At 27.4% G+C, this 11,896-nt stretch carries 9 protein-coding genes; 8 read left to right on the top strand and 1 reads right to left on the bottom strand.

Annotation, left to right across the window (positions count from 1 at the left end; all coding sequences use genetic code 11):
* Nucleotides 1–104 precede the first annotated feature (104 nt).
* The 7 genes from OQ292_RS00825 to OQ292_RS00795 all read left to right on the top strand — a co-directional run bounded on the left by OQ292_RS00825 (nt 105) and on the right by OQ292_RS00795 (nt 8,702).
* The gene (locus OQ292_RS00825) at nt 105–1,307 is read left to right on the top strand and encodes a hypothetical protein (RefSeq protein ID WP_284684147.1); all 1,203 of its coding nucleotides are present in this window, start codon (nt 105–107) and stop codon (nt 1,305–1,307) included.
* Nucleotides 1,308–2,393 (top strand): glycosyltransferase family 4 protein, encoded by a 1,086-nt coding sequence (locus OQ292_RS00820; RefSeq protein ID WP_284684146.1) that lies wholly within the window; start codon nt 1,308–1,310, stop codon nt 2,391–2,393.
* Complete coding sequence (locus tag OQ292_RS00815) at nt 2,383–3,642, top strand: O-antigen ligase family protein (protein ID WP_284684145.1); 1,260 nt, start codon at nt 2,383–2,385, stop codon at nt 3,640–3,642. The genes OQ292_RS00820 and OQ292_RS00815 overlap by 11 nt, the downstream gene beginning before the upstream one ends.
* Before the next feature lie 21 nt (nt 3,643–3,663).
* Nucleotides 3,664–4,785: a glycosyltransferase family 4 protein gene (locus OQ292_RS00810; protein ID WP_284684144.1), complete on the top strand. Its 1,122-nt coding sequence runs from the start codon at nt 3,664–3,666 to the stop codon at nt 4,783–4,785.
* 22 nt (nt 4,786–4,807) lie between these two features.
* A complete protein-coding gene (locus OQ292_RS00805) occupies nt 4,808–5,815 on the top strand; it encodes a hypothetical protein (RefSeq protein ID WP_284684143.1) in 1,008 nt (335 codons plus the stop codon).
* A gap of 196 nt (nt 5,816–6,011) precedes the next feature.
* The gene (locus tag OQ292_RS00800; protein ID WP_284684142.1) at nt 6,012–7,394 is read left to right on the top strand and encodes a sugar transferase; all 1,383 of its coding nucleotides are present in this window, start codon (nt 6,012–6,014) and stop codon (nt 7,392–7,394) included.
* A gap of 144 nt (nt 7,395–7,538) precedes the next feature.
* Nucleotides 7,539–8,702, top strand: coding sequence for a glycosyltransferase family 4 protein (locus OQ292_RS00795; RefSeq protein ID WP_284684141.1), 1,164 nt, complete (start codon nt 7,539–7,541; stop codon nt 8,700–8,702).
* 78 nt (nt 8,703–8,780) lie between these two features.
* On the opposite strand, the gene OQ292_RS00790 is transcribed toward OQ292_RS00795, so the two are convergent.
* On the bottom strand, nt 8,781–10,442 hold the full coding sequence (locus OQ292_RS00790) for an OstA-like protein (protein ID WP_284684140.1): 1,662 nt from the start codon (nt 10,440–10,442) through the stop codon (nt 8,781–8,783).
* Between the two features lie 121 nt (nt 10,443–10,563).
* On the opposite strand from OQ292_RS00790, the gene tilS reads away from it, so the two are divergent.
* On the top strand, nt 10,564–11,895 hold the full coding sequence (gene tilS, locus OQ292_RS00785; RefSeq protein ID WP_284684139.1) for a tRNA lysidine(34) synthetase TilS: 1,332 nt from the start codon (nt 10,564–10,566) through the stop codon (nt 11,893–11,895).
* Nucleotide 11,896 lies beyond the last annotated feature (1 nt).

Here is an 11,896-nt window from a genome sequence, read left to right as displayed (position 1 = left end):
CAAGGGAGATATTTAAATAGAATAAATTGTACTTATACGAAAATAGGCATTTAAAAAATTATTTAAGCATTTGGCTTATATTTATTTTTATTACATCATATATTATGTTTCCTTTTATAAAAGGAAGTATACCAGGATATATTTTTGCTTTTTTATCATTTCCTATAGTTTTTTTGCTCTCTAAAAAACAAGTATCTCAATACTTTTTATTGTTTGTGTTAATTTTCTTGTTTTTTATATTATATAGTTTTGCATCACAGATATTACTCTTTCTATCTTTTTTATTAAATCTTCTTCCTGAGCCAATTGATGTTGTTTTTATAAGTGAAGATTCTAATATTATTTTGAAAAAAAGCTTGTTTACGCAAAGTATATATTTTATCGCATGTATACTTTTTTTCTTATTTGTGCTATTTTTTTATGATGCAACCAAGCATGATAAGTACATTCTTCTTGGTGTTTTGTTAATGATTTTTTATGGATGTTATGAGTTCATCTATTACTTATTTAGTAATGGTAAAAGTGGAGATTTTATTTCAAACAGATATTTTGGCGATTTACCTGTTGTAGTGAATGGTATAAATAAAGGTAGCTCAGCACAAGGGATGAATATTTTTGGTTATCATTTACTCCGTTTTAAAAGTTTAACTAATGAGCCATCAATGTATGTTTTTAGTTTACTACCAGTAGGTATTTATTTTTTTCATATAAAAAAAATTAAGTTTTCTATCCTTGTAATAGTTACCTTATTTTTAACCTTTTCAACCACATTTGTAATTGGAATATTTATTTATTTTGTCTGTCGATTATATTATAAGGGGATCTCAAATAAATATAATTTTTACGGAATATTATTATTAATAATATCGACAATTATTTTTTTTCCATACCTAGTCGAGTTTATAGAGATTTCATTAGTTGAAAAAATTACTTTACAAAATAGTTCTGGGACTCAGCGCTTTGATCATTTCTTAATTCATCTAAAATATTTTATAAATATGCCCATATGGAATCAATTATTCGGAATAGGGTTTGGTTACATTAGGGCTACAAATTATTTTTCCTGTATTTTAGTTAATAATGGGTATTTAGGTTTTCTTTTTTTGACATTTGTGTTTTTCTATCCCATTTTTAAGTTAAAAAGATCGGAGAGAAATTGGGGGCTAAAGTTTTCATTAATTGTAATGTATATAACATTAATGATATCAGTTCCAGAAATTTTTTATTTATCAATTTGGTTGTTTTTAGGTATGGCTTATAATCAGCTGCTTTTAGAAACAGAAAAAAAATTAATCTTAAAAATTTAAATGAAAGTTGCTATCAATGGTAGATTTTTAAGTCAACCATTAACAGGTGTACAAAGGTTTGCTATAGAATTAACCAAAGAGTTACTTAAAATATATTCAGATATTAGGATTTTAATGCCTAAAGCCTCATCAAGATTGGATGAGGCTAACTCAGAGTTTAATTGCAATATTATAGAAGTAGGGTGTTTTAGTGGTGTGATATGGGAGCAAATTGAATTACCAATATGGATTAAGAAAAACAATGCATTTTTAATTAATTTTGGTAATACTGCTCCAATATTATTATCAAGACAGATTGCTGTTATTCATGATATTAGCTTTGTTAGATATCCAAAAAATTATTCTATATTTTTTAGAGCTTATTATAGAATAGCCATACCAATAATTTTAAGAAGAGCAAAATATATAGCAACTGTAAGTGAGTTTTCAAAAAATGAAATATGCGGTTTTTATGATGTTTCTACTGAAAAAGTATCGGTAATATATAATGGAGTTTCAAGATTTTTTGAGAAATTAAAAACAATTGAAAAGAATAATATCAATACGAATAAATATATTTTATCTGTTTCATCTATTAAGCCTCAAAAAAACTTTAAAGGATTAATAGAAGCTTTTAATAAAATTGATGATAATGTTTTGGAGTTAATTTTAGTTGGAGATATATCAAATAAAATCTATGAAAATGAGACTTATAAAATTGATTATAATAAAAAAGATAGGGTTAAATTTGTTGGTAGGGTTTCAGATAAAGAACTGAAAGAATTATATTTTAATGCATTATTTTTTGTGTTTCCCTCATTTTATGAAGGTTTTGGAATACCACCAATAGAAGCTCAAAATTGTGGCCTACCAGTAATTTGTTCTAATGTATCTTCGCTTCCAGAGGTGATGAAAGATTCTGTTTTATACTGTAATCCAAAAGACCCAAATGATATTAAAGAAAAAATAGAATTATTAATCAATGATACTGAATTAAGGAATAAATTAAGAAATAAAGGCATTGAAAATGCCAAAAACTTTAGTTGGAAAAAATCAGCATTATTATTAGCAGATATTATCAATAAAGATATAATGAATGAAAAATAATAAGAAACTCAACTTAATTCAATCAATTTCAACTTATGCTATATTTGGATTTCCACTATTTTTTGTAAGAGTAAATAGTTTTCTTGTTATAATTTGGAGTATACTATCATTTTTAATTTTTATAATTAATAATCCTAAAATTGAAAAGTCTGCAGTTATTACATTTTCATTATTACCAATATATTTGTTAGGATACTTAATAAGCCCATTTTTTTCTGATAATTTATCTGGTTCATTATTTCAACTTGAAAAAAGAATATTTTTATTGGTCTTCCCACTATTTTTCTTGCTAGCAGGATTCAGTATTGATGAGAATAAAAAGAAAATATCTTTAATATGTTTTTCAATAAGTTGTTTATTGATATGCATTATTGGATCGATACATATTACAAATCTCAATGGATGGGTGAACTTCAGTGAGGTCGATAGCTTCAAAAATATATATAGAGAAGAAATTTCAAATATTATGTCAACTCATCCTACGTATTTAGGTTTGAGTTTTGTATTTGGGAGTTTTATTGCAGTAGAATATGCAATGAATTATTTTAAGAATAAGAGTGATTTTAAGTTTGGTATATTGCTTTCTTTTATCTCATTAATTCTGATTTTTTTCACTATATTAATCGCAGTTAGAATAGCTTTAATAGCATTGGTTATTATTTCACCTATTTACATTTTTATGAAAATAAAGAAAAAGAAAAATGCTATTATCGTTGGGATTTTATCATTAGCTTTTTTTTTATTATTAACCTATTTTACTCCTTCTATTTATTCACGTTTTGAAGAATCGTTTAAAACAAGTTTAACACCGCCTAAAGGTAAGCATCATAATTCTACGAATATAAGGGTCGCTATTTATAGTTGTTGTATTGAATTACTTGAAAGTAATTGGTTATTTGGTTTTGGGGGAGAATTACAAAATAATCTGAATACCTGCTTAAGTAAATTTAAAACTGAAGCTTTTAAAATCAAAGACTATAATACTCATAATCAATATTTTCATTCTTGGTTAAGTTTCGGGATTTTTGGATTTTTGATTTACATATTGATAATATTTTCTTCAATATATTTAGCTATCAAGTATAAAAATTCATTGTTTTTGGTATTTATTCTGCTATGTGCAATATTTTCATTGACTGAGAATATTCTAAGTATTCAAAAAGGTGTGATATTTTTTAGTCTATTTTATTCATTTTTCATCAATAATATTTACCAATCTCATATTAAAAAATATATTTCAATTCAATGAAAATGTTCATTGATCATAATTATGTTGAACTATAAAATAGCTATTGTGCATGAATGGTTAGTTGATCATTCTGGTTCGGAAAAAGTTTTAGAGGAAATTTTAAATGTTTTTCCCAATTCCGATTTATTTGCTGTAGTTGAATTTCTTCCTGAGAATTTAAAATATTTTGTAAAAAGCAAAAAAGTAACAACTAGCTTTATCCAAAAATTACCTTTTGCTAAAAAGAGGTATAGGAATTATTTACCTTTGATGCCTTTTGCAATTGAACAGTTAGATGTTTCTAAATATGATATAGTGATTTCCAATAGTCATGCTGTTGCAAAAGGTGTAATTACAAATTCTAACCAAATACATATATGTTATTGTCATTCTCCGATTAGATACGCTTGGGATTTATACCATTCCTATTTAAAAGATGCAGGTTTAACTAACAACCTAAAAGGAATTTTAGCCAAAATAATTTTGCATTATATAAGAATTTGGGATTTATCTACTATTAATAGGGTGGATTATTTTATTGCTAATTCTTCATACATTGCTCAAAGAATATATAAAGTTTATAAGCGAGATTCAGTTGTTATTTATCCTCCAGTAAATACTTCTGATTTTGAACTTAATACATATAAATCTGAATATTATCTTACAGCTTCAAGAATGGTATCTTATAAAAAAATAGATGTTATTGTAGAAGCATTTAATAGAATGCCAGAAAAGAAATTAGTTGTAATTGGAGATGGACCAGAGTTTAATAAAATTAAAAGGATTGCAAAAGATAATATAGATCTATTAGGATACCAAGAATTTAGTGTTTTAAAAGAAAGAATGGAAAAAGCTAAAGCTTTTATTTTTGCAGCAGACGAAGATTTTGGAATTATGCCAGTCGAAGCGCAAGCATGTGGAACTCCTGTAATTTATTTTTCAAAAGGTGGTGCAAAGGAAACTGTAATTGAAAATGTAACAGGCATACCATTTTATTTGCAAAAACCAGAGGCGATTATTGATTCAGTGATTAGCTTTGAAAAAAAAAGCAATGAATTTAATTCTAATGATATTCATAAACATGCAAAATCTTTTGATAAAGAAAGGTTCAAGGTTGAATTGAAAGAATTTATAGTTCAAAAAGTAGAGGAAAGGTTTGTCTAAAAATAAATAATAATTGTTATAAATGGAGAATAAATATCAAGATGAAGTAGATATCACTTCATTGTTAAAGTTTTTATATCGGGCTGTAGCAAGTTTTTTTAAAGGTATTTTTGAGATAATTATCATCTTTCTTATTATCTGTAGAAAGTTCATAATTAGAAAGAAAGTCTATTTATTAATAGGTGTAATTTTAGGTGGAATAATAGGTCTTTTACTTTCTAATGCTGTTCCTCCAGTTTATCAAACAAGTTTAACTGTAGAGTCAAAATTTTTAAAAGGTTACGATTTTATCTATGAAATAAATAAGCTGAATGATTATTTCAAAGAGAAAAATTACCAAGTAGTATCAGATATTTTTGATGCTCCAATAAATAATGTACAATCAATTAAAGAAATATCTGCTGAATCTTATTATAGTCATTATAATATTTTTGAAAAATATGGGGACATAGAAAAAGTAGATTCATTGAGAACTGCAGAAGAAATGAATGCAACACTTTTTATAATTGAATTGGAGTTAAATGAGAATAATGTAATAATTTCTAATATTGAGAATTGGATAATAAATTATCTTAATACAAACTCTACATTAAATAAAAACTATAATGTGGAAAAAAATATATTAATAAATTCAAAAGAAAAAATTTTATCAGAATTGTCAAGTTTAGATACCTTAAAGAAGGGTATTAACAGAAAATTATTATCAGAAAATAATTCAAAAAATTCATCTTCACTTGAAATTTCTTTGAAAAATGATGAAGATATATTAAGAAACCCTTTAGAAATATATGAAAGTGACTTAGATTTTTTCATGCATTTACAGAGGATAGAGAAAAATTTGAATTTATTAGAAAAAATTACAGTGATAAATGGAGTTAAAAGTGTTAAAGGAAATAAAATTAATCATCTAAAAAAGAATGTACTGTTAGGATCTTTTATCGGATTATTAATTGTTATATCTATTTATATTTTAATATCAATAAATAAATATTTAATTTCCTTTGAAAAAAAATCCCAAAAAGTCTATTAAATTTGCAGCAATTTTGTCCCACCTTTCGTTATAGTTCTGATTAAATATGAAATGAGGTAAAAAGAATCAAAACTTACTGATGTAATATTTTTTAAGTAGAAATAAATTTTACTTGTTATATCAAATATAAGTTTGCGATTAACATTTACTAACAAGAAATACTTGTTTTTGCTCTCAGTATATAAAGTTTTTTGTTGTGTCAGAAAGATTTACTAGATATTCAAAGTATATAAGATATATTCATATACTTCTAGATACTTTTTTACTTAATCTGTCTTTTTTAATAGCCTATAATATAAAGTTTGATATAGGTGATCCTTACTTAGCTAGTAATTCAGATTATTTAAGATTGCTAGCATTCTTCAATATTATATGGTTGTTGTTACTATATGTTACTAAGCCATATAATAAAACAAGGATTGAGTCTAATCTAATTTCTGGGGTTTTTGCGTCTTCTATAGTAGTCGTAATCCTACATGGGTTAATACTCTCTTCATTTTGGGTAATTTTTCAAACATATTTTTATTCAAGGGAGCAATTGATTCTTACTTATGTTTTCCTAACTATATTTCTCTTAATCTGGAAGGTTTTATTTGTTTCGTTTTTAAAATATTATAGGCTTAAAGGATATAATGGAAGAAATATACTTATTATAGGTCAAGGACAACTTGCAGAGGAATTAATGGTGTTTTTTGGGAAACATCCTGAGTTAGGTTATAAAGTGTATAATATTGATGATATTTCGGATGATAAAAATAAAAAATACTCAAATTATATTACTGATTATTCTGATAGAAATGAAATTCATGAAATATATTGCTGTTTACCTCAACTCCATCCTGAATTTGTACAGAGTATAATAACATATGGTGAAGAAAGTAAAGTTAAAATCAAATTAATCTCTGACTTTAGAGGTTTTATCTCAAAGGGTGTTGATCTTGAATATTTAGATTATATACCAGTATTAAATATCAATAAAGCATCTATTGAAGATGTTAAATCTCGTATTGTAAAAAGAAGTTTCGATATATTTTTCTCACTTAGTGTATTATTTTTAGGTTTCCCAGTTTATTTTATAGTAGGAATAATTACAAAGCTTACTTCTGAGGGACCAATGTTTTACTCACAAGAAAGAGTAGGTCGCTGGGGAAAGCCTTTTAAAATATACAAATTTAGGAGTATGTACACAGATGCAGAGTGTACAGGTCCTAAACTGTCAAGTGATGAAGATCCTAGAATTACTCCATGGGGAAGGTTTATGCGAAAAACAAGACTTGATGAGATTCCCCAGTTTTATAATGTATTGATAGGAGACATGTCTGTTGTAGGGCCAAGACCAGAAAGACAGCATTTTATTAATCAGATTGTAAAATTAGCACCTCACTATAAAAAGCTACACTCAGTTAAACCTGGAATCACTTCAATAGGGCAAATTATGTATGGTTATGCTGAAAATGTTGAACAAATGGTAAAGAGATTAAGGTACGACATCCTTTATTTGAACAATATTTCAGTAGCATTTGACATGAAGTTAGTTATACTTACCTTAAAAGTAATGGTACAAGGTAAAGGAAAGTAAAGCTGAATGATGTATTAGAATAATTCAATGCCATCTACATATTATTCAGTTTTTTCTTGTTAATTAAACTATATTTTAGATAATAACCTCTACTATTTAGATGTTTCATAAGGGAAGAAATTATACAAAATACTTCCTTTAACTATGACAAATAGTATTTTAATTATTACTACCTCATTTATAATTGCGCTATTATTATATCCATCTTTAATACGCCTTCTCATATATAAGCTAGCAGCAGTCGATGTTCCAGATGCTCGAAAAATGCACAAAGCCCCAAAACCTTCAATGGGTGGGATTTTATTTTTTTTATTAGCCTTGGTTCCTGTATTAGTATATGTCGATTGGGAGTTGTTGAATTCTAGCGATGTATTTCTTGTAGCAGCTTTATTTTCAATATTACTTGTTGGCTTTTACGATGATCTCTACAATTTAAGAGCAAGATATAAATTATTATTTTTCGTTCCTGCAATCGCTTTTTTATTATTTGGTGCAGGAATAAGAATCACCAATTTAAATGGAATAATTGGGATTAATCAAATTGATACTTTTTCCTCATATGGATTAACCATTTTTGCTGTTATTGCTTTATCTAATGCTTTTAATTTAATTGATGGTATAGATGGGCTCGCTGCCTCTGTTGGCTTAGTAGCTTGCGGTGTTCTCGGTTACTTATTATATAATCAAGGATTTGTTTTTCATGGTCTATTATTGTTTGGTGTCGTAGGGACTATTCTTGCTTTTATAAAATTTAATTGGCAACCATCAAAAATATTCATGGGAGATACTGGATCTTTGTTTTTAGGATTTCTAATTACTGCTTCTTTGATCCGATTTGTAGAAAGCTCTCATTTAGAAATATCAACATCAGAAATTGTATTTATTAATCCAATTACATTTGCCTTAGCTGTTTTAATAATACCTTTCTTTGATACTTTCAGGGTTTTTACTATTAGAATAATAAATGGAAGATCACCATTTGATCCCGATAAAAATCATTTACATCACTTATTAATTCAAGCTGGATTTAATCATGCAAGAGCTACACTAATATTATTAGCTTCAAATGTGTTATTTATTTTATTAGCATTTGCTTTAAAGTCATTTAGTGATACGTCTGTGTTTTATATAGTTTTTGTTTTGGGCTTGACTTCAAGTGTTTCTTTGCACTTTTGGGTATATAAAAACTCATTTGAAAATAAACGAAAAATTGTGTTAGCTAGAATTGAAAATAGTCAGCTGAAGCAAACTATTTCTAAAGAATTACAACTACAAGAAGTAGAAAATGAAGCTGTAATGTCAAATTAGTATTATTATATTTTAGATAAATACAAAGAGGTTGGAATTATTTATGATTTCAACCTCTTTGTATTAGAGATCAATTAACTAATTTTTATTTCTAGGAATAAACTTTTTTTCTAAATCTATAGGTGCATTAGTTTGGATTTTTGGAGGTAAACTTTTGGGAAGTTCTTCCTCATCTTCTTCAGTAATGTCGATAGCTATCTTTTTTCTTGTAACAAAAATTGCTTTATCAGGCTTCTCATTAAATCTGAGTTTAAATCCTTTAAGTCTTGTTTCTGGCTCTTCTACTTCGTGTGGAGGGATAAACATGGCATCAACAGTCTTCTTAAAAGACATTTTTTCAAGTTTACTAGAGTCTGCAAAATACATCACCATAGCACTACAATCTATTTTATTCATACCCATTGTAAGTGTATCTGCTTCTAATGCGAAATAGATAGTTTGACAGTTGCCATTCACGTTTAATCTTCTAATATCGCTATTTATAAATCTAGCAACCATATCTCGTCCTTTAATCTGATTATAATTTCCGAGTGTATCTTGCTGGATAACAAATGAGTTATCAGTTAAAACAATAGAGTCAATTTCATTATTAGCAATGTAAGCTTCTATTAAATCTGCTTTAATTTGTTGTTGATCTTTCCATAATATAGGATCTCTAAACATGGTTATGGTTGAATCATTGTAATCGTAAATTAAAGAATCGCATTTACCAAGTAACTGATTTGAGAAGAGTTTTACATCATAATAGGCATGAAGTTGTCTTATATTATTGATCGTATCATTAATTGTAAGAAGTGTATCTGCTGCTAGGAAAAGTGAGTCAGAATCGCCAAAAGGCCTTTTCATTACAGCATATTTGCCATCTCTAGCAGATATTTTCGAGTTGCCATAATTTTCTCTATAAATTAAATCATCTCCTAAAGCGATTGCATTTTCTTGTTTACTTAATAGATAAACATTCCCTTTTACTATATTTAAATCTTTGTTTCGGTCACTATACATTCTATCACCAAGAAGTGTGTAATCTTCAGAGTCTAAATTTACTTTACCCTCAAAGTTTGTTACACCTGTAGTGGTATTATAGCTCCCACGATCGGCAATAAGATTACCATCTTCAGTAACAATTTTTGTTTCAGTATGGAAAAAGGCATCTTTTGTTGGTGTAAAGTAGGTGAGCGTATCAGTATATAAATCTTGATTCTTTACTGTATCCTCTAAAACAACATCTCCTTTAAAAGTGATTGCTTGTGAAGCGGCAAAGTAATTCCCTTTTTTACTAGTTAAAATACTTCCATTGTCTATTACTTTTCCTCCACTATAATAGAAAGCATTTCGTGTGCTAAGATTGTAAAAAAGCTCATTAGAATAGAGTGTAGTTGTACTATCTACCAAAACAACATTTCCGTGCATTTCTGCGATGTTTGAGCTATTATTATAGTACAATGTGTCACCTTTTAAGATCGCACCTTTTTTCTCTTTAATAAGAATATTACCAAATGCTTCAACATTTTTGTTTTTTGGGTTTTGAATTGCCAAGTCACAATACATATAAGTACTATCACGAACAAAAATTACTTGAGAGTTAGGGCCAGGCAAAATGTACCTCAAACCATTTTTTACCTCAAGTGTTTCTGACTGAATTAACTCAATCTTACCTTCTCCTAACTTCTGCTGTGCTTTAGCATCAAATTGATAGAAAATTGAAATTAGAGCTACAGCTATAAATAATTTATATTTCAACAAAGTATAATTGAATCTCACAAAAAGGGCTTTATTTTTCTTCAAATTTATGGATAAATCTTTTTTTCGATTTTTATTTAACAATTTTAACAAGAGAAAAATTTAACTCTTACTTAAATACATGTTTTTACAATCATTTAAAGAACACATAACTGTAAATAAATTATTTAAACCAACATCAAAAGTTTTAATTACTATAAGCGGAGGAGTAGATTCTGTTGTAATGACAAAACTTTTTTTTGATGCAGGGTTTAAGTTTGAATTAGCACATTGTAATTTTCAGCTAAGAGGAAAAGACTCCGAAAAAGATGCTGAGTTTGTACGAAATATAGCAGAAAGATATAATGTAGGTTTTCATATAGTGAGATTTGAAACCGAAAAATTTGCAAATGAAAACCAACTATCTACACAAATGGCAGCTAGGGAGTTAAGGTATAGCTGGTTTAAAGAAATTAGAAAAAATTTCGATTTTGATTGTATAGCTACAGCCCATCACGCAAACGACCAGTTAGAAACAATGCTTTCCAATCTTAGTAGGGGAACTGGTTTAAGTGGATTAAAAGGAATGCCGACGGATAAAAATGGCTTTATTAGACCAATGATATTTGCCTCTAAGAAAGACATTTTAGACTATGCTAAATTACATAAAATAAAATGGAGGGAAGATAGCTCAAATGTGTCTGAAAAGTATAAACGAAACCTAATTAGACGGAAGGTTGTACCAGTGTTAGAGCAGATTAATCCAGCATTAGTAAATCAACTTATTTTCACAACAGAGAGGCTTAGCGAGGCTGAAAAGATAGTTGAAAATGCCTATGTAGAGTTTGAGAAAAACGCAATTGAAAAAATTAATGACAAAGAAAGCAGAATATTAATAGCTAGTTTACAAAGCACATCATCGCCACTGTTGATGCTTGATGAATATCTTAAAAAATATGGATTTGTTTACAGACAAACTCGACAAATAATAGATCATTTAGAAAACAAAACAGGAAAAATATTTTATAGTAATAAATATGAACTGTTAGTAGATAGAGCATTCTTGGTATTAAGAGAAAAGAAAGAGATATCTAGTGAAATAACTGAAATTAATGAAAATGACAATAAAATTAAATTTTCAAATATAAATTTGAGTTTCAATACTATTGCTTTAACAACAGGTTATAAGATTCCCAAAATAAGTAATATTGGTTGTTTTGATCATTCTCAGTTAAACTTTCCACTTAAAATCCGCAATTGGAAAGAGGGAGATTGGTTTGTTCCGATTGGGATGAAAGGCAAGAAAAAAATAAGTGATTTTTTAACAGATGTAAAATTAAATCTTTTTGAAAAACAGAATGTAAAAGTTTTATGTTCAGGAGAAGATATAGTCTGGATTATTGGCTATAGACCAGATAATCGTTTTAAAATTACAGAACACACAAAAATCATATATAAAATTGAAATTTTTTGAT

Source organism: Chondrinema litorale (assembly GCF_026250525.1).
In the GTDB taxonomy this organism is placed as follows: Bacteria; Bacteroidota; Bacteroidia; order Cytophagales; family Flammeovirgaceae; genus Chondrinema; species Chondrinema litorale.
The sequence above is the reverse complement of the archived record's forward strand: the minus strand, read 5'-3'. Positions and strand labels throughout refer to the sequence as shown.

Excerpts from the sequence above, each read along its gene's own strand:
- OQ292_RS00825 (WP_284684147.1), top strand. The coding sequence starts at position 105 with ATGTTTCCTTTTATAAAAGGAAGTATACCAGGATATATTTTTGCTTTT.
- OQ292_RS00820 (WP_284684146.1), top strand. The coding sequence starts at position 1,308 with ATGAAAGTTGCTATCAATGGTAGATTTTTAAGTCAACCATTAACAGGT.
- OQ292_RS00815 (WP_284684145.1), top strand. The coding sequence starts at position 2,383 with ATGAAAAATAATAAGAAACTCAACTTAATTCAATCAATTTCAACTTAT.
- OQ292_RS00810 (WP_284684144.1), top strand. The coding sequence starts at position 3,664 with ATGTTGAACTATAAAATAGCTATTGTGCATGAATGGTTAGTTGATCAT.
- OQ292_RS00805 (WP_284684143.1), top strand. The coding sequence starts at position 4,808 with ATGGAGAATAAATATCAAGATGAAGTAGATATCACTTCATTGTTAAAG.
- OQ292_RS00795 (WP_284684141.1), top strand. The coding sequence starts at position 7,539 with ATGACAAATAGTATTTTAATTATTACTACCTCATTTATAATTGCGCTA.
- tilS (WP_284684139.1), top strand. The coding sequence starts at position 10,564 with ATGTTTTTACAATCATTTAAAGAACACATAACTGTAAATAAATTATTT.